General features: G+C 62.3%; 22 protein-coding genes. 15 read left to right on the top strand and 7 right to left on the bottom strand.

Translation table 11 applies throughout. The annotated features are described in order from the left end of the window. From VNH11_08670 to VNH11_08650, 5 genes are all read left to right on the top strand, one after another. Positions 1-959: SCO family protein (locus VNH11_08670; protein ID HVA46433.1), on the top strand; the 959-nt coding region annotated here is incomplete at its 5' end. A gap of 216 nt (positions 960-1,175) precedes the next feature. Further along, positions 1,176-2,135: a cytochrome c oxidase subunit II gene (gene coxB / locus VNH11_08665; protein ID HVA46432.1), complete on the top strand. Its 960-nt coding sequence runs from the start codon at positions 1,176-1,178 to the stop codon at positions 2,133-2,135. Further along, on the top strand, positions 2,132-3,814 hold the full coding sequence (locus VNH11_08660) for a cytochrome c oxidase subunit I (GenBank protein HVA46431.1): 1,683 nt from the start codon (positions 2,132-2,134) through the stop codon (positions 3,812-3,814). The genes coxB and VNH11_08660 overlap by 4 nt, the downstream gene beginning before the upstream one ends. A 181-nt stretch (positions 3,815-3,995) precedes the next feature. Next, positions 3,996-4,661: a cytochrome c oxidase subunit 3 family protein gene (locus tag VNH11_08655; GenBank protein HVA46430.1), complete on the top strand. Its 666-nt coding sequence runs from the start codon at positions 3,996-3,998 to the stop codon at positions 4,659-4,661. Position 4,662: 1 nt separating this feature from the next. Then, a complete protein-coding gene (locus VNH11_08650; protein HVA46429.1) occupies positions 4,663-5,001 on the top strand; it encodes a cytochrome C oxidase subunit IV family protein in 339 nt (112 codons plus the stop codon). A 13-nt stretch (positions 5,002-5,014) separates the two neighbouring features. Here VNH11_08650 and VNH11_08645 read toward each other — a convergent pair whose 3' ends face one another. Genes VNH11_08645 through VNH11_08630 form a run of 4 tightly spaced genes read right to left on the bottom strand, consistent with a single transcriptional unit; the run spans position 5,015 to position 7,823 of the window. Then, a complete protein-coding gene (locus VNH11_08645; GenBank protein HVA46428.1) occupies positions 5,015-5,332 on the bottom strand; it encodes a hypothetical protein in 318 nt (105 codons plus the stop codon). Further along, positions 5,329-5,904 carry a hypothetical protein gene (locus tag VNH11_08640; GenBank protein HVA46427.1) on the bottom strand — a complete coding sequence of 192 codons (576 nt, stop codon included), beginning with the start codon at positions 5,902-5,904 and terminating at the stop codon, positions 5,329-5,331. The genes VNH11_08645 and VNH11_08640 overlap by 4 nt, the downstream gene beginning before the upstream one ends. Before the next feature lie 5 nt (positions 5,905-5,909). Further along, positions 5,910-7,499, bottom strand: a complete 1,590-nt coding sequence (locus VNH11_08635; GenBank protein HVA46426.1) for a PQQ-binding-like beta-propeller repeat protein — start codon at positions 7,497-7,499, stop codon at positions 5,910-5,912. A gap of 39 nt (positions 7,500-7,538) precedes the next feature. Then, entirely contained in the window at positions 7,539-7,823 is a 285-nt protein-coding gene (locus tag VNH11_08630) for a peptidylprolyl isomerase (protein HVA46425.1), read from the bottom strand. A 156-nt stretch (positions 7,824-7,979) separates the two neighbouring features. Here VNH11_08630 and VNH11_08625 point away from each other — a divergent pair, with 156 nt between their 5' ends. Then, complete coding sequence (locus VNH11_08625; GenBank protein ID HVA46424.1) at positions 7,980-8,987, top strand: endonuclease/exonuclease/phosphatase family protein; 1,008 nt, start codon at positions 7,980-7,982, stop codon at positions 8,985-8,987. A 16-nt stretch (positions 8,988-9,003) separates the two neighbouring features. Here the strand turns inward: VNH11_08625 and VNH11_08620 are convergent, their stop codons facing one another. The 3 genes from VNH11_08620 to VNH11_08610 form a co-directional block, all read right to left on the bottom strand. Beyond that, a complete protein-coding gene (locus tag VNH11_08620) occupies positions 9,004-9,690 on the bottom strand; it encodes a hypothetical protein (protein ID HVA46423.1) in 687 nt (228 codons plus the stop codon). Then, a complete protein-coding gene (locus VNH11_08615; protein HVA46422.1) occupies positions 9,687-10,856 on the bottom strand; it encodes an AAA family ATPase in 1,170 nt (389 codons plus the stop codon). The genes VNH11_08620 and VNH11_08615 overlap by 4 nt, the downstream gene beginning before the upstream one ends. 94 nt (positions 10,857-10,950) lie before the next feature. Continuing rightward, positions 10,951-12,318, bottom strand: coding sequence for a DUF1501 domain-containing protein (locus tag VNH11_08610; GenBank protein ID HVA46421.1), 1,368 nt, complete (start codon positions 12,316-12,318; stop codon positions 10,951-10,953). Between the two features lie 200 nt (positions 12,319-12,518). Here VNH11_08610 and VNH11_08605 point away from each other — a divergent pair, with 200 nt between their 5' ends. The 9 genes from VNH11_08605 to VNH11_08565 all read left to right on the top strand — a co-directional run bounded on the left by VNH11_08605 (position 12,519) and on the right by VNH11_08565 (position 22,117). After that, a complete protein-coding gene (locus VNH11_08605; GenBank protein ID HVA46420.1) occupies positions 12,519-13,232 on the top strand; it encodes a peptidylprolyl isomerase in 714 nt (237 codons plus the stop codon). 400 nt (positions 13,233-13,632) lie between these two features. Continuing rightward, positions 13,633-15,624, top strand: a complete 1,992-nt coding sequence (locus VNH11_08600; GenBank protein ID HVA46419.1) for a HEAT repeat domain-containing protein — start codon at positions 13,633-13,635, stop codon at positions 15,622-15,624. Between the two features lie 126 nt (positions 15,625-15,750). Next, a complete protein-coding gene (locus tag VNH11_08595) occupies positions 15,751-16,122 on the top strand; it encodes a DUF433 domain-containing protein (GenBank protein HVA46418.1) in 372 nt (123 codons plus the stop codon). Next, positions 16,103-16,357, top strand: a complete 255-nt coding sequence (locus tag VNH11_08590) for a DUF5615 family PIN-like protein (GenBank protein ID HVA46417.1) — start codon at positions 16,103-16,105, stop codon at positions 16,355-16,357. Before VNH11_08595 ends, VNH11_08590 begins: the two co-directional genes overlap by 20 nt. Positions 16,358-16,691: 334 nt before the next feature. After that, positions 16,692-17,204 (top strand): acetolactate synthase small subunit, encoded by a 513-nt coding sequence (gene ilvN / locus VNH11_08585; GenBank protein HVA46416.1) that lies wholly within the window; start codon positions 16,692-16,694, stop codon positions 17,202-17,204. 29 nt (positions 17,205-17,233) lie between these two features. Then, positions 17,234-18,238 (top strand): ketol-acid reductoisomerase, encoded by a 1,005-nt coding sequence (gene ilvC / locus VNH11_08580; GenBank protein ID HVA46415.1) that lies wholly within the window; start codon positions 17,234-17,236, stop codon positions 18,236-18,238. A 3-nt stretch (positions 18,239-18,241) separates the two neighbouring features. Beyond that, positions 18,242-18,517, top strand: a complete 276-nt coding sequence (locus VNH11_08575; GenBank protein HVA46414.1) for a hypothetical protein — start codon at positions 18,242-18,244, stop codon at positions 18,515-18,517. 111 nt (positions 18,518-18,628) lie between these two features. Next, positions 18,629-19,453, top strand: coding sequence for an RDD family protein (locus VNH11_08570; protein HVA46413.1), 825 nt, complete (start codon positions 18,629-18,631; stop codon positions 19,451-19,453). 189 nt (positions 19,454-19,642) lie between these two features. Further along, positions 19,643-22,117 (top strand): hypothetical protein, encoded by a 2,475-nt coding sequence (locus tag VNH11_08565; protein HVA46412.1) that lies wholly within the window; start codon positions 19,643-19,645, stop codon positions 22,115-22,117. Positions 22,118-22,285: the final 168 nt, after the last annotated feature.

The following is a 22,285-nucleotide window of genomic DNA, read 5'->3' as shown; positions in this document are numbered from 1 at the left end:
CGGCGCTCGCGAGCTCGCTGGCCCCACCCTACGAGTTGCCGCACGCACAACGATTTGCAATTTGCAATTTGCAATTTGCAATTTGCAATTTCCTCCTACCGACGCTGCTCCTCATTTGCAGCCAAGCCGAGGCACAGCGTCCCTTCGCGACGGCCGAGTATCACACGCCGGCCGATCAGGGCAAGGTGGCCGGCATGGTCAGCCAGATCGGCATCGATCAGCATCTCGGAGAACAACTTCCACTCGACCTTAAGCTGCGCGACGAAGCGGGCCAGGCGGTCAAGCTGGGCCGCTTCTTTCACGAGAAGCCGGTGGTGCTGATGCTGGTCTATTACCGCTGCCCGATGCTCTGCACGCAGGTGCTCAACGGCTTTTTGAAAAGCAGCCAGGCCGTTAAATACACGATCGGGGAGGACTACGAAGTGGTCACCGTCAGCTTCGACCCGCGCGAAACAGCCGAACTGGCGGCCGAGAAAAAGGCGGCCTACGTCCGGGCATATCGCCGCGACGGCGCCGCTCGGGGCTGGCACTTTTTGACCGGCAGCGAGGAATCGGTCCGGCGGCTAACGGAGGCGGTCGGCTTTCGTTACCGCTACGACGCCGCCAGCGACCAGTTTGCTCATGCCAGCGGGATTGTGGTCGCCACGCCGCAAGGCAAGCTGTCGCGGTATCTGTACGGCATTGAATACGAGCCGACCCATTTGCGGCTGGCGCTGGTCGAAAGCGGCGAGAACCGCATCGGCTCGCCGGTCGACACGGTGCTGCTGCTCTGCTTCCATTACGACCCGCTGACCGGCAAGTACGGCGTGGTGATCGCCAACGTGATACGGCTGGCCGGCTCGCTCACGGTGCTGTTGCTGGGCGGGTTCTTGGTGGCCATGTACCGGCTGGAGCGCCGCCGCTCGCGGGCCGCGGCACATTCCACGGAACGTTTAGACTTGGAGGTGGCGCATGACTGAGCGGGGAAATTGCAAATTGCAAATTGATATGCGAAGCCGCGCAGGTGCGCGGTATCGGGTGCAACGGCGACCGCGGAGCCAAGTAGGCATCTACGCGCCGCGCGGCGCCTTCGTCCAATTTGCAATTTGCAATTCGCAATTTGCAATTTGCAATTTCCCCGACGCGCTCGCAAGCTCGCTGGTCCCACCCTACGAGTTGCAAGGAGACAGGCGCCGATGACCAACGACGGCTTTCGTCTTCTGCCCGAACAGGCTTCGACCCACGCGCCGCAGGTCGATATGCTCTATTTCTTTCTGCTCGGCGTGGCGACCTTCTTCACCGTGATGGTCGCCGTCTTGATCGTCTTCTTTTCGATCAAGTACCGCCGCGGGGCCCAAGTTGACCGCACGATGCACGAGCACCATCCCTGGGCAGTCGAAGTGCTGTGGATGGGCGGTCCGTTGGTACTGGCCATGATCATTTTCTTTTGGGGCGCCAAGCTGTTTTTCGACATCAGCCGCCCGCCGCCCGGCGCCTTGGAGGTTGAGGTCGTGGGCAAGCAATGGATGTGGAAGTTTCAGCATCCTGAAGGGCGGCGCGAGATCAACGAACTGCACGTGCCGCTGGGCCAGCCCGTGCGCATGCACATGATTTCGGAAGACGTGATCCACAGCTTCTTCGTGCCGGCCTTTCGCGTGAAGCAGGACGTGCTGCCCGGCCGCTACAGCGGCACCTGGTTCGAGGCCAACAAGATCGGCGAGTTCCATCTGTTCTGCGCCGAGTATTGCGGCACGAACCACTCGCTGATGAAGGGCCGCGTGGTGGTCATGGAGCCGAGCGAATATCAGGCCTGGCTCAGCGGCGGCAAGCCGGGCGAGTCGCCCCTCGAAGCGGGCCGCCGGCTGTTCGAGGAAATGCGCTGCTCCACCTGCCATCGCGGCGGCAGTCCCACCAGCCGCTGCCCGCCGTTGGAAGGAGTTTACGGCAACCCCGTGAAACTGGAGGGCGGCCAGACGGTGACGGCCGACGACGACTATTTGCGCCGGTCGATTCTGCACCCGGCGGACCAGGTGGTGGCCGGTTTTCGCCCCATCATGCCCAGCTTCGAGGGGCAGCTTGGCGAAGAGGGCCTGATGCACGTGATCGCCTATATCAAATCGCTGGCCAAGCAAGAACGGGCAAGGACCGAACCATGAGTGTGGCAACGCTGGAAAGAACGCAAACCGCCGACGCGCCCCCGAAGCGGAACTATCTGAACGCCGGCTACACGGTGCGCTCCTGGCTCCTCACCACCGACCACAAGCGGATCGCGCTGCTCTACCTGCTGTCGATCACGTTCTTCTTCGTGATCGGCGGCGCGGCGGCCACCGTGGTGCGGCTCGACTTGATGACGCCCGAAGGCGACCTGGTTCAGACCGAGACCTACAACAAGCTGTTCACGGCCCACGGCGTGATCATGATCTTTTTCTTTCTGGTGCCGTCGATCCCAGCGACGCTGGGGAATTTTCTGGTGCCGATGATGATCGGCGCCCGCGACCTGGCGTTTCCCAGGCTCAATCTGCTGAGCTGGTATGTGTACATGACCGGCGGCCTCTTTACGCTCTACGCCCTGGCGGCCGGAGGCGTGGATACCGGTTGGACCTTCTATGCACCGTATACCAGCACCTATAGCAACACCCACGTGATGGCCACTGCCATCGGCATCTTCATTAACGGGTTTTCATCCATCCTCACCGGACTCAACTTCATCGTCACGATTCACAAAATGCGGGCGCCGGGGCTGAACTGGTTCCGGCTGCCGCTGTTTATCTGGTCGATGTATGCCGCCAGCATCATCTTTGTTCTGGCGACGCCGGTGGTAGCGATCGCCATGTTCCTGATCGCTTGCGAACGATTGTTGGGCTTTGGCATCTTTGATCCGCGACTGGGCGGCGACCCGATTCTGTTTCAGCACCTGTTCTGGTTCTATTCGCACCCCGTGGTGTACATCATGCTTTTGCCGTCGATGGCCGTAGTGAGCGAAATCATCCCCTGCTTCTGTCGCAAGAAGATCTTCGGCTATACGTTCATTGGTTTTTCCAGCTTCGCCATTGCGGTGTTCGGCTTTCTGGTATGGGGGCATCACATGCTCGTGTCCGGACAATCGCTCTACGCCGGCATGGTGTTTTCGATGCTCAGCTATCTGGTGGCCATTCCCTCGGCAGTCAAAGTATTCAACTGGACGGCCTCGCTTTACAAAGGGTCCATCAGCTTCGAAACGCCGATGCTCTATGCGCTGGGCTTCGTGGGCCTATTTACCATGGGCGGCTTGACGGGCCTCTTTCTCGCCGCTCTGGGAGTGAACGTCCATGTTCATGACACTTACTTCGTCGTGGCCCACTTTCACTACATTATGGTCGGCGGGTCGGTAATGGGGTACTTGGGCGGCCTTCATTTCTGGTGGCCGAAGATCAGCGGGCGAATGTATCCCGAAGCGTGGGCCAAGTTATCGGCGATCTTGATCTTTGTCGGCTTCAACCTGACCTTTTTCCCGCAGTACGTGCTGGGCTATCTGGGCATGCCGCGCCGGTATCATGTCTATCCCGAAGAGTTTCAGGTGCTCAACGTGATGTCGTCGGCCGGAGCGTCGATTCTGGCGCTCGGTTATTTGTTTCCGCTGACGTACTTGCTGTGGTCGCTACGTTATGGACCGTACGCTCCGCCCAATCCCTGGCGGGCGACAGGGCTGGAATGGACGACCGCCTCGCCGCCGCCGACCGAGAATTTTGTCAAGACGCCGATCGTCAGTGACGAGCCTTACGATTACGCCAAGCTCGACGCCGAGCGGCGCGATCGGCCCGCAGAGTTTACGCCCGAACCCATCGAGGCTCCATGACAGGATCCAAAACGATGCGCAATGGAGTCGTAGGGTGGGACCAGCGAGCTTGCGAGCGCCGGCCCACCGTTAGCAACGCCTTTTTTACGGTGGGCCGGCGCTCGCAAGCTCGCTGGCCCCACCCTACCTTCTCTGCCCCAGCCACCGCTAGACTGCACATACCAAGCTAAGGCCCGCGTCTATGTCCGAAGCCCATTCCGTCCACGGCCCGGTGGCCCATCAGTTCGACGACCTCGAGCAGCAACGCGAGGCCGACGAACTCGGCATGTGGACGTTTCTTTGCACCGAGGTTTTGTTCTTCGGCGGCGTGTTTCTGGCCTACACGCTCTACCGCCTGCGTGATGAAGCGGGCTTCGCCGACGCCAGCAGCACGATGAACCTCTGGCTGGGCGGCATCAACACCGCCGTGCTGTTGTGCAGCAGTCTCACTGTGGCCCTGGCGGTGCATGCCGGCGAAACGTCGCGCCGCGCGATGCTTGTGGTCTGCCTGCTGTTGACGATGGTGCTGGGAGCCGGATTCCTGGGGATCAAGTTCTACGAATACTACGAGAAGTTCGAGGAGCACCACATGCCGCTGTTCGGGCTGCCGTTCATCTATCACGGCAAGGCTTCGCCCGCCACGGCGGAAATGTTCTTCGACCTGTACTTCGTGATGACGGGCATCCACGCCATCCACATGATCATCGGCATGGGAATATTCACGGTGCTCTTGGTCAAAGCGTTGCGGGGCGGCCTGCTGGGCGACTATTCCACGCCGGTCCACATCGCCGGCCTGTATTGGCACTTTGTCGATATCGTGTGGGTGTTTCTGTTTCCCTTCCTCTATCTCATCGGGGCGCGCCACTGACATGAGCGAAACCGCCGACCACGGACACGACTCTTCGCATCACGCGCCGCCGCACCCCTCGGTGCTCGGCCTGGTGGCCAATTTCTTCGCGCTGATGCTGTTGTTGGCGGCCACGATCGCGATCGCCGAGATCGACTTGGGTCGCGGCAATTTCATTGCATCGACGGGGATCGCGGCCGCCAAAATGACGCTGATCATGCTGTTCTTCATGAACCTGCGTTACAGCAAGCCGCTGACGCGGCTGGTGGCCTGCGCCGGCTTCTTCTGGCTGGCCATCATGTTCGGCCTTTCCTTCAGCGACTACATCACCCGCGGCTGGCTGGCGGCCGGCGGAGGATAGCGGCGCAAACCACCTACTCGCCCTGTTGCTGCGCGGCTTGCCCGTTTCGCTCGTGATCCTGGAGCCATTTCTTGAAGGCAGGCGTTACTCCAGGCGGCAGCGGCCAAAAGACGAGGCCTCTGTAATCGTCATCCGGCAGCGATGGGATCCACTGCTTGAACAGCGATTGGGCCTCAGGCGTAAGGGCATCCATGATGTCATTGACGGTCTCAGGCGTCGCGAAACCTGCGATCTCGCACACCAGAGTGTTGCCCGTGATCTTTTTTCGTTCATAAACGCCGAGAAGTCGTTTAGCTCTCGAAACTGCTTCGTCCGTTTGAATGGAAGTCATTTGCCAGCCTCTCGCAATCGTTCAAGTACGTAATCAGCTTGTTCCCAAGCATGCCAATGCAGGTTTTTCACCGTACTGAGCGGTTCGGTCAATGCATAGAGCCGCTCGGCAGTCATGTAGCCGCCGCTTTCGTCGAACAGTTTTTTCAACGCCGCGAGTTCGAACACTTCATGAGCGAGAATATGCAGGAATCGCTCGTCGTTCAGCACCACGCCTGGCGCGAGATTGATGATCACGGCGCCGAATACCTGATCTACGATGCTGCGGTGGCAGTTCGTCCGGCTGCTCCAGTATATCAATTCGTCTGGTATTGCGCCTTGAAATCCGCAGTATTTGGCATCGACCGCAACGCCGTTCCGCGCCGGTTGGAATTCTTCGTCCACTTCGACTTTGGCAAAATCCGGAACTTCGACGCCGCGATCCGCCGCCCACTTGAGCAACTCCGCCAAAGATCGCTCGTGCTGACCCGCATTTGGCCGGTATTCACGGATTCGCGTTATTGCCGCAGCTCCCGCAAGATCAAATCGAGAATCGTCATTGGGCAATTCGGGCGACTGCGGAGACTGGGTCATGCGGGCTACTCCGTTGCGGGCAACTCGTAGCACGCCCCCTCGGTGGCATTCCGCACCAGCAGCAATCGGCCGGCGACGACGAGGTTGTTCCAGGTTTGCCCGTCCAGAGCGGCGAAATGAGTTAGCTCGCGGAACCGTTCCGGCGAGGCTTCGACCAAGGCGACTTCGCCCGACTCGGCTTGCACCAGGAGAACGTCGTTCACCAGCAGGATTTGCCCGTGCCCGTAGCGGCCGCCGCGCCAACGCCGCTTGCCGCCTTTCAGGTCGAGACAGACCAGTGCCCGGCCGTCGTCCAGGCCGTAGACATGACCGTCGTGCATCACGACGTTCGTAAACTTCGGCTTCAGGGCCTTGTTCTCCCAGTCGACTCTCGGAGCCAACTTGTCATCGCTCGACGTCTCGATTGCGAGCAGCTTGCAGCCCAGGCCGTAGCCGGCGGAGACGAAGACCCGGTTGCCGTCCACGGCCACCGCATCGGGCACCTTCGGCTCTTCGCCGGGCCATTTGAATTCCCACAGGAGGTGCCCGTCGTCGGGAGCGTGGGCCGTCACGGACGCTTTATTGACCATCAGGATCTGCCGCACGCCGACCAACTCCACCAGCCGCGGCGAAGCATAGCTCGAAGGCTGATCGCCGGCGTGCCAGGCCATGTCGCCCGTCTGCTTGTCGTAGGCCAGCAGCGAACGGCCGTCCTTGCCGCCGGCGCTGACCACCACCCAACCGTCAACCACGAGCGGCGAACAGCTCTTGCCCCACTGCGGCGAAGAGGCGTGGTTCTCTTTGACAACGTCGTGCGTCCAAAGGCAGTCGCCCGAGCGGCCATCGAGGCAGTTCAGCCGGCCGAAGGCGCCCATCGTGTAGACGCGGCCCTCGTCGATCGTGGGAGTCGAACGCGGGCCGTCGCCCGACAGCGGGTGACTGAATCGGCCGGGGTCGGCGTGAATCCACAGCAACTCTCCACTTTTCAAGGCGTAGCACGTCACGCACTCTTCGTCGCCGCGCTGTTCTTGCGTGACGCAATAGTCGCCCACGACCGCGAACGACGACCAGCCGGCCCCGATCGGCTTTTTCCAAAGCTGCCGCGGCCGATGGGCGCTCCAATCGAGTTCGAACGCCGGCGCTTCGACCGTCGCATCGCGATGCGGCCCCAAAAACTGCGGAAAGTCGTGCTCGGTCGTGGTGTTCAGATCGGCCAGCGGCGCACTTGCTTCCGCCGGCTTCGGTGAAGCACGGGTGGCCAACGACTCGTCGGGCTTGGCCGCCCACCGCCAGGTGACGCGAGGCGTGAGATTGCCGGAATAGCCTTCCACGCGAAAGCACCCGATCAAGGCCGCGGCCGCTACGACCGCCGCCACGAGCAAGCGGATTTGATGCGCGCGGGCCAGTCCCGTGCCGAAGATGGCCCACAGCGTCAGCATGCCCGTCACCAGCAGCGTGGCCGCAATCGTGGCCAAATTGCGATGCGCGTCGTCGGGAAACAATTCGGGCGTCTGCAGTCCGCCGAGCAGCGCGCCGCCGGCCAGCAGAATCGCCACCAGCCACCACCAGCACACGCGGCCACGCGGGCGGGCGGCGCTCGTCACTTCGCCTTCCATAAAACTCCTCCGTGAATGTTCCGGGCGAACGGGGTTTCCTCAATCGACGCGGCTGGTCACTTCCACCAGGTGCCAGCCGAACTGCGTTTTCACCGGCCCCTGCACTTCGCCCACCGGGCAACTGAACACCACGCGGTCGAACTCAGGCACCATCTGGCCGGGTCGGAACTCGCCCAAGTCGCCACCCTCGTTTTTCGACGGGCATTGCGAGTGTTGCCGCGCCAGGTCGGCGAAGTCGGCCCCCTCTTCGATTTGTGTCTTGAGGTCGTCGCAGGCTTCCTTGCTTTTGACGAGAATATGTCGGGCTTTGGCTTTTTTAGCCATGGCAATCTTTCCTTGCTTGAAAATCAGTAAAGGGCGTGACAGGGTGGCAACGGAGGATGCCACAAGCTTCAATAAAGCTTAGCGGCACTGCCGCGCGGCGCATAGACGGAGCAGCGTTGGTGCCGACAACCAATCACTTTCGTCTCGAGTGCCAATATGGCCGAAGAACGCCAGGCGGAGCAGCCGCAAGGATACGGTAGGCGCCTCGCCAAGCACGCCGCTCGGGCGGCGCTAGCGGTTTCCATCGTTTTGTGCTTGGCCATCAGCGTCTGCTACACGTGGCGACTCGATGCCTGGGCCGCGGTGACTGTGTTTCCAATCTGGCTCTGGCCACTGGCCGGCATCGTTCTCGTCGCCGCCGCACGACGGCAAATGCGCCGACGGCATTCGCTGGCCGTCGCACTGGCCTGGTGCCTTGTTCTGGCCGTCTTCGCAGATCATCCGTTTAGCCTGCTCCGTCTGCGAGCAAGCGGCGGCCGCCGGACGCTCAGAATCGTCTCGCTCAACTGCGCGGGGATCAGCCGAGCGGTCGAGGAAGTGGCTGCGTTGCGGCCCGACATCGTACTGCTGCAAGAGTCACCTGGCCGGGAGCCGCTCGCGGCGCTGGCACGCGAATTATTTGGCGACGACGGGCAAGTGTTGTCGGGCGTCGATACGTCGATGGTCGCGCGAGGCACGATCGCCGCGCTACCCCTGCCCGACAGCGCGGCCAGTCACGCGGTGATTGCGAACGTCCAACTGACGGACGGCACCGAGATGAACGTCGTCAGCTTGCGGTTGGAGGCCCCGCTGGTGCGGATCGACCTTTGGTCGCCGGAATGTTGGCGCGAGCAAACGGCCAACCGCATGCGGCGGCGGAGACAACTGGAAGCGATCTTCGGCGCCGTCCCTACTTGGTCCACCGGTATACCCTTGATTGTCGGTGGCGACTTCAACGCACCGCCCGGCGACGCGGTGTTCGAGACGCTCGCTACCTCGCTGCACGATGCCTTCGCCGAAGCAGGCCGAGGTTGGGGGAACACCATCATCAACGCCGCGCCCTTCTTGCGGATCGACCAGATTTGGCTCTCGCCACGGCTCCGCGCCGTCGACGTTTACAGCCAGAAGACGATGCATTCCGATCATCGAATGGTGGTGTGCGATATCCAAATCCAAACGCCGTGATGCTCGCGTTGCAGCGTCAAACAGTCGTTGGACCGAAGGCGCGGCGAATCCGCTCCGCGAACGGTGCAAAGCCTTGCGGACAGGCCTGTGCCAAGGCGTCCACGTCGGTACGCTCGGCGACGGCTGCGCGAAACTCGGCCGAGTCGTGCCGGTGTTTCAACTGGGCAAGCCGTTCGATAAGTCGCTTCGGCCGATGGTCGAGTTTCCCGCTGGTCTCAGACGACGCTTCGACATGCACGCCTGCTGGGTATTGCTGCTCGACCAAGCGAACGTCAACCTCGAGCTCTTCGGCGATCGCTTGCGGTGCGCCCAACGTCCATGCTTCTATCGATTCGACCGCCGTTCCCCAGGCAGCCGCGTGGCCTGGAAAGAGCTGCTGCGCCTGTACGACTCCCGCTTCTAATTCGGCATTTCGCTCGGCTTTCCCATCACGGTCGGCAACTGCGATCGTTCCGGCACAGCCGAAGCTGCGCATGGAAAGCAAGACCGCCGCCATGATTTTCGCCGGAAACCCTCGCTTCTTGCCGGAGGCGTGAAATCGGGGGATCTCAGACCAGGTGATGGCGATCGAATCGGGAGCGACCCGATCGCAGACACGGCGCGTCAAAGTGGGAATTGTGCCGCCCGCGGGACGAGGCTGCCCGGGAATTCGATTGGGAGACCCAACATCGTGCGGACCCTCGCCGACGAAAAGCACTTTCACGCTGGTTGTTCCTGAAAGAGTTTCTCTTCGCCAAGTAGATACCAAAGCTCGCCCAAAGAGAACTCCTTGAGCAACCGGTCAATGTCGGGAACACTGGTCATGGGAAGGACTCGGGTGCCCTCTTCGGGATGGCGGACGAAGACTCGCACCTCCTCGGGCGTGGCATAATTCAGCAACACTGGGTTGTGCGTCGTGACGATAACCTGCCGCTTCCGATTTCCCACTTCACCACGACCTATTCTGCGGAGGATGTCGACGACCATCTGCAACCGGGATGGGTGCAAACCATTTTCAGGTTCCTCAAAAAGAAGTATTCCCGGCGACTTGGTGTAGGCGAGCGTTAGAAAAGCGGTAAGAAGCAACGATCCACTCGACGCCAACGACGCCGGTATTGTCGCTCGCGGATGGCCATTGCCGGAAAGGATGAACTCGAGCGCCTTCGCACCTGCTTGCTGTGGCGTCGGCGGTAGTACAATACCGGCAATCGATGGAACCGCGTCGTGCAACGACTTCTGCACGGCCTCAAATTCTGACCGGTCAGCAGAGTTTTGCATTACGTCGAGTACGGCAGCAAGATTTGCACCCGATGGCTCCAACATGGCCGCCGGCTTCGGAACGGAAGGCTTCGACAGCTTCTCCGGATCGAAATGGTACTCGACGCTTGCTGTTAACTCGCGTTCGAGGATCGCCGACGCCGCACTACGTTGGCCGACAAACTGCCGAAGAAACAGATTCTGTGGCCGGACCGGTTGGTTTTGCTTACCTTGACCTGTGGCAATGGCGATGACTTGAGCGGACGCCGGTCCGGAAGAAACCTCTTCCGTCCAGAACAGTCGCTGCCCGTCCCACTCGAGACTTTCTCGCTGTGGAGAACCATCGACCGGAACCTCCAACTGATAAGAGAACCGATGCTCAGAGGTTATGCCTGCCACACCAAGAACGATCTGTCGGCTTGAGTCTTTGTGCCAAACGAGGTTTGCCAGCGTGCGGTCGCCTGCAAAAGTCCCCGCAAAGTCTTGCCTTGCGAGTCTCCCAAATGTCTGTACGACCTCTAAAAAGCTGCTCTTACCGCTGTCGTTCGGTCCGATCAAGACGGTGAAGTCACCAAGATCGACGGTCACGTCGCGCAGGCATTTGTAGTTTTCGACGTGGATGCGCTCCAGCATCGGCATTACCGCAAAATCGAGAACAATGGGTTGATCGGACGCTCAATTGTACGCCACGGCTGCCTCGTGCGTCACCGGCGGAATCCTAGCAAGCCTACCCGAACAGGGCCTTCAGCGGCTGGCCCTCGGCCAGGCGAAACGGCCGGTTCGTGGGGTCGTGGATTTCCAAGGAGGAGTCGATGCCGAAACGCCAGAAGAGCGTGGCCGCCAGGTCGGCGGGAGTCACCGGATCGCGGTCGGGATACGCTCCGATCTTGTCGCTCGCGCCGTACACCGCGCCGCCCCGAACTCCGCCGCCCGCCAGCACGACGGTGAAACAATCGGGCCAGTGGTCGCGGCCGGCATTGGCGTTGATCTTGGGCGTGCGGCCAAACTCGCCCATCGCCACCACGAGCGTCGACTCCAGCAACCCTCGGGCTTCGAGATCCTCAACGAGCGCCGAAAAGCCTTCGTCGGCCGGTGGTATCAATTGCCGGTGCCGCGGGAAAATGGTCTGGTGGCTGTCCCAGTTGGCGTCTTGGCCGTTCCTCTGGCCGTCGAAAACAGTTACAAAGTTGACGCCGCTTTCCACGAGCCGCCGTGCCAGCAACAAGCTTTGCCCCAGCAAGTGACGGCCATACCGGTCGCGAACTTTGGCATCTTCCTGTTGGAGATCGAAGCTGCGGCGCACGGCATCGGACGAGATGAGCGCGAGTGCCCGCTCCTGATAGGTGCGCATCTGCCGCTGGGGCCCGTCCGCATCGAGCCGATCGAGTTGATGGAACAGCGTCGTGCGCGAGCTAAGATCGGTCGATGGTCGTTGTGCGGGCGGCTCCAGCGCGGCAACGCGAAAACTGGGGTTGTTCGGGTTGCCCGTCACCTGAAACCGGTCGTAGGCGCCACCCAAGAAGCCCGGCGTCTGACCGGGCAACTGCACCACGTTGTAAATAGTGTACGGCAGAGCCACATAGGGCAGCGTGTGCGCACGACTGCCCAAGGCATAGCTCAGCGACGAACCGAGGGTGGGAAACGATTGGGCTTCATCGGCCAGCAGTTCCAGGTCGCCGCCGGCGGGCGTGCGGCCCGTCAGCACCTCGGCGGCGGCCGCATTGTGGTTCCGCATCGGATGGTGCATCGACCGCACCAGGGCCAGGCGGTCCATGATGCGGGCGACCCGCGGCAGGTGCTCGCCGATCATGACGCCCGGCACCGCGGTGGCGATGTTCGCGTACTCGCCGCGGATGCCCTGCGGTGCCTGGGGTTTCGGATCGTAAGTTTCGAACTGGCTGGGACCACCGTAGTGAAAGACCACGATGCAGGACCGGACCGGCCCCTTGGCGGCCTGCGCACGTTCGCCGTCTGCCCGGCACCGTCCGCCGGGCAAGGCCGCGCTCAGCCAGCCGACGCTGCTCACCTTGAGCCAGCGTCGCCGGCCGATGCCCGGCGGGCGATCGCTTGGCAAATAGGACAGATTGTCTGCCATTGGCACGCTACCCAGGCAATAGATGGAACGCCCCAATCCTATCCCACATTTAGCAACGGCTCAATGATCTTGCCATAAATGGCGATTTTGCCCATGATGTTTCCCCGTGCCGGCGTCGGGCTCGCCGCCGCACGATGCTTGGCCGCGCCCGCGCGGCGACGACCCGCGACCCAACCCCGAAAGACCGCATGGAGGCATGGATGCCCCTCAGCCGTTCCGCCACCGATGTCCTGCTGGCACTCGCCTGCTTCTGGCCGCTTCTCGCCGGCTGCAACCGTTCGTCGCCGCCGCCCGAGGAACAGGCCACGGCCAATACTGACACCGACACTGCTGACGACAACGTCGTTTCGGGGGCGCCCGCCGAAAAGCGAGGCAAGGCCGCCAAACCGCTCGATGCCAGCGCGGCCTATTACCCGACCGTCGTGCTCAAGACGTCGCTGGGCGACCTGACGATCAAGCTCGATCCGCAAGCGGCCCCGCGGACGGTACACAACTTCCTGCACTACGTGGAGAGCGGCCACTACAACCAGACGATTTTCCACCAGATCGACGCCGGTTACGTCGCGCTCGGCGGGGCGTACACGCCCGATTTGGTCGAAAGGCAGAGCCGCTATCCGATTCCCAATGAGGCCGCCAACGGTCGCAAGAACGTGCGCGGCACGATCGCCATGGCCCGTTCGATCGACGACATCGACAGCTCCACCTGCCAGTTCTTCATCAACCTGGCGGAAAATCCGCATCTCGACCATCGCGGCGAACGTCCCGAAGAATACGGGTTCTGCGTCTTTGGCGAGGTGACCGAGGGGCTGGACGTGCTCGACAAAATCTCGGCCATCGAAGTGCAGGACAAAGACGACTTCAAGAAGCTGCCCGTCGAGACGGTGCTGATCGAAACGGCCTATCGCGTGCGATAGACCTGCCAGATCGCCTTGGCGCGCGCGGCGTGCGACACGCATGTCGCATCGGCACTTAGCGCCGGCGGGCGTGGGAGACGAATGCGTCGCGCGACGCATTTGCCCACCGTAGCCCTTTCGCTCCGCGAGAGGAAAGCCGTTTACCTCGCAACGATGCGACACGCGTGTCGCATCGGCACGTGCCGCCGGAGGCGAAACGAACCGCCGTCACTTCGGCTGCGCGCAGCCGAAGTGGACAAACACCCCACCATTGGCTGTGGTCGCAAGCCCTTTCTGCCAAAGATGTTGCGATTCCGCGACCGACCGCGTCGACATCCGCTTATACAAGCGCGCCGCTGTGGGCCCTTCGAAGATCGCCAACTCGCGCCAAACGAAGCAGAGCGATCAACCATTGCGAACGTTGGCAGCCTTCGAACACCTTGGAAGCCTTCAAAAAAATCGCCGGAAAAAGACGTGGCAGCCGTGCAACGGACGGTGGTCGTTCTTCCGGCCGCAGCTCTCGCGGCTGGGGGAAAAGGCGAGTCAGGCCGCCCGCGCGTTGCGAGCCCGGCTGCAAGACCCCGATGCCGAAGTTGTGCTGGCCTGCGCGGCGGCGCTGGGTGCGATCGAACCGAGCGATAGCGAGTTCCTCCCCATCCTCAAACGAGCGCTGCGCTCGAAACATGTTCCCGCTATTCAGGCGGCTTCTTATCTCTGGGCGATGGGGTCGGCGGCTAATCGGCTCGCGGACGACCTCGTCGAGTTCTTAGTCAGTTTTCAGCAATACAATATATGGGGGCTACCGGGGGAGGGCACACTGGTGAGATTGGGCCCGCCCGCCGTTTCCGCCCTCGACGGCGCGCTGAAGCGGGCGCTGATCGAAAGAGCTCGGTTGCCCCATACGGTGCAAGCGGTTCTCGAGCGGGTCAAAACCATCGCCAACGAGGCGCTGCCTGAGGTGCGACGCGCTCGCGAACGTGTCCTCGGCATCCCGACGGATGCGTCGGGCGTGCCCCTCGATCCGCAGCGCGATAGCCAGCGGACCGCGACAATTCGTTTCCTGGAATGGATGGAGCAAAGACTGGCCGCGCTGGCAGAGCCCGATAGGCGATTGGTCATCCCGAGATATCTGGCATTGATCGGTCCTCCGGCCAAGCCCGCCGTGCCGACGTTGGTGACGGCGCTCGACTATGCCGACTTCCAATATCCGGCCATACACGCCCTGGCAAGCATTGGCCAAGACGCGGCGCCAGCCGCTGACCGCGTATGGCTCTTGGTCGACTCGCCTGACGAGGATCTGCGAAATGCCGCGCTGCGTGCCCTGCAGCAGATGGGGGTTTCCGACAAGTCTCTGCGCGCGAGGTTGCGTCCCGCACCGAAGAGCCAGAACCAGGATGAGCGGGTTGAGGAGGCATTGCTGATCTCGGAATTCGGCGCGTCGGCGGACGAGATTCTTGCGATGCTCCTCGAGTCGGCAACCGACCTGCATTCCTATTTGACGGAAGCCTTGCAAGACGACAACCCGAACGTCCGCCGCGCGGCCGCTGAGGTGGCGGGCCGGGTCGGCCCGGCGGCCAAGGACGCAGTTGTGGGCATGGCCTCCAATGGTCCCGAGCTGTCCTATTTGACCGCAGCCTTGCAAGACGACAACCGGGACGTGCGTCGCGCGGCCGCCGAGGCGCTGGGTCGGATCGGCCAGACGGCCAAGGATTCGGTTCCTCGTCTTATCGAGTTGCTGGACGACGAGGATTCGTGCGATGCGGCGACCGAGGCGCTCGGCCATATCGGCCCGACGGCAAGGGCGGTCGTCCCCAAGCTCCTGGAATCGCTGAAAGCCATACGGCAGTTGCCCGACTCGGACGAATACGACTACTTTCCGGGCGAATACTTTGCTCGCCTCGATGCGCTGGCTGGCATAGGCTCGGGAGCGCGCGACGCGGTGCCTGAGCTTCTCCGACTCGCCAATTTCGATGATCGGTCGATCAGGGGAGGAGCTGTCTTGACGCTGGCCAGAATCGACCCCACCCACCCTTCTCTCGTTCCCCGCATGCGGAGTTTGTTGCTGGAGTGGGAGCGAAGATCGGCAATCGGAAGTACCGCAAGTATGTTCAGCTTCGGAGGGGACCCATTCGACAACGTCGCTGATAAGATCGCCGACACGGTGTGGGAACTCGGTCCGCACGCGGAGCCCTTGGTGCCCGCCTTAGAGCGCATCGTGACGGCAAACCACCTGGTCGACTTGAAAGTCCGCTGCTACGCCGCCTTCGCGCTGGCGCGGTTCGAGCCACACCGGCAAACGGCCAAGGCTTACCTCAAAAGCGCCCTAAGGTTGGGGCTTCCTGGCTCACCCAACCTCGCCAATAAACTGTTGCAACGGATCGATGGGGTGCCAAAGAGCCCAGCCGCGAGATAGGGGAACTAATGCAGCAGGCATAGGGTTGGCATGGAAATCCGGGGCATCACGCCTATGCCTTTCTTCGTTGCCTTTTGTTCGCTTCTGTTCAAAGACTGCCGACGATAGAATAAAGAGCGGGGGCGAATGGGGGGATGTGACCTGAACGCTGAAATCACGATTGTCGATAAGGGCCGGGGGCCGCAGCTCTCGACGAGCCGGATTACCGTGCAGGACTTGGTGCCCTACTTCCAGTTGAAATACAGCTACGAAGAGATTCGCCAGATCATGCCGAGTCTTTCCGTGGCCGAGATCCAGGCGGTGGAGCGTTACGTTGACGAGCATCGCGACGAAGTGATGGAAGAGGACCGCCGCATTCGCGAGCGGAACGCCACGCGCCGCAATCCGCCGCACGTCGAAGAGCTCTTACGCCGGGCCCGCGAAAAATGGCCGGCGATTCAAGAAAGACTGCGCCAACGTTTAGCCCAGGGTGCGAACGGTGACGGGCATCCTTGCTGACGTGAACATTCAAGGGCACGTCGACTTCCTCGTGGATTTGCTCACCTCCGACGCCTGGGTTGAGTTCTGGGAGGCGCTCGGCATCCGTTACGCAACTTTCGACGACGTCGGTCTCGATGCTGAGTCTGCCGACGCCGAAGTCTGGCAAGCATGTCAGGACAAGGGTTATGTGCTCGTCACCAGCAACCGAAACCAAAAAGGGCCGGACTCGCTGGGATCTGGCGGCGTTGAATGAAAGCCGCGGAGCGGAGCCTCAAGTCCAAAGTCCAAAGTCGAAAGTCCAAAAGTCACAGGAGGATCCGTAGTCAGTTGCCCGTAGTCCGTTGCCAAAGAAGCGAACCACAAAGGGCACGAAGAACACAAAGAGCCAGATCGACCTCTTTGTGCCCTTCGTGCTCTTTGTGGTTGGACGTCGGTAGCGGCGACCCGCGATTGCTCGCCGCGGCCGTTGACGTTGGCGGAGGTCAGCGTCGGCTGCGGCGGCAGGTGGCGATGCCGCCCCTGCCGCCCCTTGTCGCTCTGGGCACGGCAAACTACGATAGTGGCTTTCCTTGGGGTCGGAGTCCGGCATGCGTCATGTGTTGTCCGCCGTGGTCCAGAACGTGCCGGGAGTGCTTGCGCACATTTCGGGCATGCTCGCCTCGCGCGGCTACAACATCGATAGCCTGGCCGTCGGCGAGACGGAAGACCCGCACTTTTCGCGGATGACCTTCGTCGTCGTCGGCGACGATAGCGTGCTGGAGCAAGTCCGCAAACAGCTCGAAAAGATCGTCACCGTGGTCCGCGTGCTGGACGTCAGCTCGCAAGACTTCGTCGAACGCGACCTGATGCTGATCAAGGTGTCGTCCGCCAACGGCGGCATGCGCAGCGAGATCAAGGAGTTGGTCGAGGTCTTCCGCGGCCGCATCCTCGACGTTTGTCCCGAAGAAATGATGATCGAGATCTCCGGACCGGAACGCAAGATCGAGGCATTCATCGAACTGATGCGGCCCTTCGGCATCAAGGAGCTCGTCCGCACCGGCCGCATCGCCATGGTCCGCGGGGCACGCAAGACGGCCGAATTAGCCAGCGATTCAAAGTAGCGCCCTATTACCTTTAAGAAGTTTCTGCCATGCCCGCCAAAATCTACTACGACAAAGACGCCGACCTTTCGCTGTTGAAAGGCAAGACCATCGCCATTTTGGGCTACGGTTCGCAAGGCCACGCCCATGCCCAGAACTTGCGCGACAGCGGCTGCACCGTGGTGGTGGGGCAGCGGCCGGGCAGCCCGAACTACGATCTGGCCGTCAGCCACGGCTTCAAACCGCTTTCGGTGGAAGAGGCGACCGAGCAGGCCGACATGGTCAACATGCTCTTGCCCGACGAAGTGCAAGGCGACATCTATCGCCAGAGCGTGCGTCCGCATCTGCAGCCGGGCAACATCCTGATGTGCTCGCACGGGTTCAACGTTCACTTCGGCCAAGTGGTGGCGCCCGACGGCGTCGATACGCTGCTGGTGGCCCCCAAAGGTCCCGGCCACCTGGTGCGGAGCGAGTTCGAGAAAGGCGGCGGCGTACCGTGCTTGATCGCCCTGAATCCGGAGGCCAGCGACAAGACGCGGCAACTCGGCCTGGCCTATGCCAAGGGCATCGGCGGCACGCGGGGCGGCGTGATTGAAACCACCTTCGCCGAAGAGACCGAGACCGACCTGTTCGGCGAACAGGTGGTACTTTGCGGCGGCGTGAGCGCGCTCGTCAAGGCCGCCTATGAGACGCTGGTCGAGGCCGGCTATCAGCCGGAAATGGCCTACTTCGAGTGCATGCACGAGCTGAAGTTGATCGTCGATCTGTTCTATCAAGGCGGCCTGAACTACATGCGTTACAGCGTCTCGAACACGGCCGAGTTCGGCGACTACACGCGCGGCCCGCGCATCGTGTCGGCGGAGACCAAGGCCGAGATGAAGAAGATTCTGGAGGAGATTCAGAGCGGGCAGTTTGCGCGTGAGTGGATTCTGGAAAACAAGGCCAACGCACCGGCCTTCAAGGCCATGCGTCGTCGCGAACGTTCGCACGGCATCGAGGAAGTCGGCCGCCGCTTGCGGCGCCTGATGAGTTGGATCAATTCCAAGGAAGTGTGAGTGATGTCCGCGATCGAACCGACAACACGCGATGCACTGAACAGCCTGCGGCCGGGGTATCGCATCGAAGTGATCCATCAGATCAAGGTGGGGCTGAAGGTCTGGACCACCCGCACCGTGGGCACGGTGGAGCACGTGACGCGCCGCCGCCACGGCCTGCACTTTCGCCGCAACCTCGACGACAAAGTGTTCAGCGACGAGATCACGCTCCGCCTCGACGACGGCTCGCTCTCCACGGTGTCGATCGACGAGTTCACCGAGATCAAGCGGCTGGCGTAACGCGGGAGGATGGGCTTACCAGCCCGTCAAGTCGTAATGGTGACGTGAAAAATTACATCCTGCGGTAGATTGCTGGTTGCTCGTTCGTGGTTTGCTGACGGAGAGTGTACTATGGACCTTCAGGCCGCACCGATCGACACGCGCATCGAGATTGTCACGCCTGAGAATATCGCCTTTCGGTACCGCGTGGCGGGGCCGTTTCGCCGCTTGCCGGCGTATCTGATCGATGTGGCGGTCCGCGTGGCGGCGCTCGCCATGCTTTGGTTTGGGCTCTACGTTGGCTTCGGAGTTCTGGGACAGCAGGGCATGGGCGTCGGGTTGGGGATGGTCGCCTGGTTCGTGCTGGACTGGTTTTACGGCGGCCTGTTCGAGGCCTATTGGAACGGCCAGACGCCCGGCAAGCGGCTCATGCGCATCCGGGTTGTCTCCGACGAGGGGCAACCCATCAACGGCTGGCAAGCCGTGCTGCGCAACTTTCTACGGTCGGCCGATGCGCTGCCGCAGGCGACGCTCGATTTAGGCTCCTTTCCAATCTCGTTTCCCACCTACCTGCTGGGCCTGGCGACGGCCACGATGAACGACCGCTATCAGCGCTTGGGCGATCTGGCGGCCGGCACGATGGTGATCATCGAAGAGCCGCAGCGGCACTACGGCGTGGTGCAGATCAATGAGCCCGAAGCGGTCCGGCTGGCGGCCGAGCTGCCGGCGGGGTTCAAGCCGGGCCGCGGCCTGGCACGGGCATTGGCCGCTTACGTCGAGCGGCGGCAAACGTTTCCCTGGCGGCGGCGGATGGAAATCGCCATGCACGTCGGCGAGCCGCTGCGCGAGAAGCTCGCCCTGCCGCCCGACGTCAACGACGACCTCTTGCTGTGCGCACTCTATTACCGCACGTTCGTCGCCGATCGCGTCGAGGGCAGCGGCAACCGCACAGAGTGACGGCGAACACTTTCTCTGCCGCCCGCAAAGGCTTAAACTCATGACAGACGCCTTGCCACACGAGACTCACCGCCCGCACCAAGCCGCAATACGCGGCAGAACACAGCGATGGCCCATCCGCGAAGCCGCCCCCCTACATCCCCGCCGTCCCGAAAGTGGCTTCCGCGGCGCTGCGCGGTCGGTTGGCTGGTGTGGCTCTGCCTGGCGCCGGCCGTCGTCGGCTGCCGCGGCTGCCGCTCCGACGATCCGCTGACCGAAGAAGAACGCGAGGCCAAACGCGAAGAACTGAAGAAGAAGGAGCAGGAGAAGCCGAACTTCGAGTTTCTGCGGTTCGCGGTGCAGCCGGGCGGTGTGGAAGACAAAGAGAACCGCCAGCAGGTGTTCATCAAGCCGGGCCATTGGACCAACGCTTCCTTGCTTTCGCGGGCAAACAATTTCGACTTCCGCGGCGAACTGCTCAGCGAAACGCTCGATATGACCGCCCGGCCGGTGCCGCTTGACGAAGTTCCCTTCGAGCTGCGCACTACGCGGCCGGTCATCCTGCCCAAAGGCCAAGGGCGGATGCTGGAGTTTTCGGTCTTCGCGCCGGTGGAAACCCGCGGCAAAAATGTGGCCACGCGGCTGCTGCGAGGCGTGGGCGGCACGCCCGTGTTCGGCGAGACGCAGCCCATCCGCCCCATGCCGCCGCACCAGTATTACCTTCTCGTGCTGGCGCTGAACCCCGATTCCTACTCGTTCTTGAAGAGCCTCGATTCGGTCACCGCGCCCAACGAGGCGCTGATCGAGCCGCTCAATGCCCATCACTATCGCGTGGCACTGCCGCACATCAAGACGCTGGCGCCGGTGCCCTCGCAAACGCTCGGCTGGACGAGCATCGCCTACGTGATTTGGGACGACCTCGAACCCAAGAAGCTCTCGACCGAGCAGCAGCAGGCGATGCTCGATTGGCTGCACTGGGGCGGGCAGCTTATCGTCAGCGGTCCCGAAACGCTCCCCACGCTCAAAGGGAGTTTTTTGGAAGAGTTCTTGCCGGCCTCGGCGGGCGAAACCTGGCAGATCACGGTCGACGCGCTCCAGACCTTGAACGCCGGCTGGCTCAAGGGCGACCGTGTACTCAAAGCCGTGCGTGCCTGGAGCGGCGTCCACCTCAAGCTGGCCGAGAACGCCGCCACGCTGGTCGCGTCGGCGGGAGAACCGCTCGTCGCCGAGCGCCGCGTCGGCCGCGGACGCATCGTGCTGACGGCCTTTCGTCTCAGCCAGCGCGAGCTGCACGAGTGGCCCAGCTTCGACAATTTCTTCAACGCCTGTTTGCTGCGCCGCGCGCCGCGCAAGTTCCACTTCACCAACGAAACGCTGTTCGTCGATTGGCTCGACGGGCACCCGTCGCACGACGCGCAGCGCGTGAGCCAGGTGCGCTACTTCACGCGCGACGCCGAGGCTCCGCCCAAGCTGCTGGGCGACCTGGTGCGAACTCGCGCCGCTCCCACCGCGCCCCCGGTCGACGAGTTCCAGCAAGCGAACCAGTTCAATCGCTTCGGGATGCCGCAGATTCAAGCGGGCGAAGGCGAGCCGCAGTATGGCTCAGGCCCGGCGGGCTGGAACGATTTCAGCGGGGCCTCGAACGTGGCACTCGACGCGCTGCGCAAAGCGGCCGGCATTACGGTGCCCGACGCGCGGTTCGTGGTGATGGTGCTGGGCGCCTATATCGCGGTCCTGGTGCCGATCAACTGGGGCTTTTTTCGCGTCTTGGGACGGGTCGAATGGGCCTGGGCGGCGGCGCCGGTGATTTCCATCGGCGGGGCGTTGGCGGTCGTCTATTTGGCGCAGCTCGACATCGGCTTTGCCCGATCGAAAAGCGAATTGGCCGTGCTGGAAGTTCAGGGCACGTATCCGCGCGGGCATCTGACCCGCTACCTGGCCCTTTACAGCTCTTTGGGCACACGCTATCAACTTCGCTTCGACGACCAGTCGGCGGCGGCCCTGCCGTTCGCGGCCGGACAGCGGCGCGTGATCGGCCAGGGGCTGACCACGGTCGCCTACCGGCGCACTCCGCAGCTTGCCGAGGACGACGAGGTGGCCCAGGTGACGCTGGACGGTCTGGAGATTTCGTCGAACACGACGGGCATGGTTCACAGCGAGGAGATGCTCGACGCCGGGGGCGGCTTCGGCTGGCAGCCCTTGGGCGGCAACCGTTACCGGCTGACCAACGACACGCGTTTTGCATTGGAAGGCGTGGGCGTGATTGGGCCGCGGCATAGCGCCTGGGCCGGCCTGGTCGGCGCCGGGGCCGCGGTCACCGTCGAGTTGCTCGATCGCAAGGCGGATGAGACCGATTCGTGGTCGGACCAGCTTGATAAATCGACGGTCACTGTCGAACAATTCAACGACGGCCTGAACTTGCGGAGCATGTATCGGCTGGCGCAGAACCAGATTGGCGACGGGCGCGTGGGCGGCGATTTATGCGTCGTTGGCTGGACCGCCGACGAAGTTGCCGGACTGACGATCCGGCCCGGCGCCTCGCAGTCGCGGCAATTGACGTTGGTCGTCGGGCATATTGATTACGGCCCGCTGCCGGCTGCGAGCAGCGACGAGAATTCTCGCCTGCTGGCTTACCAGGCAGCCGGGCGGCTGCCGCCGGCGGAGGGCGAGGAGGAGAAGGAGTAATGTGGAATGTCGTGCCCGGTTGGAGAAAGGCGTTAGGCTTTGGGTGTTAGGCGTTAGGCGCGATTTTCAAATCCGTCCTAATGCCCAATGCCTAATGCCCAATGCCCAATGCCCAATGCCCAACGCCCAACGCCCAACGCCTAACGCCCTATGAAAACCTGCCCTGCC

This window comes from Pirellulales bacterium, from assembly GCA_035533075.1.
Lineage (GTDB): Bacteria > Planctomycetota > Planctomycetia > Pirellulales > JAICIG01 > DASSFG01.
This window is presented reverse-complemented; position numbering and strand designations above follow the sequence as displayed.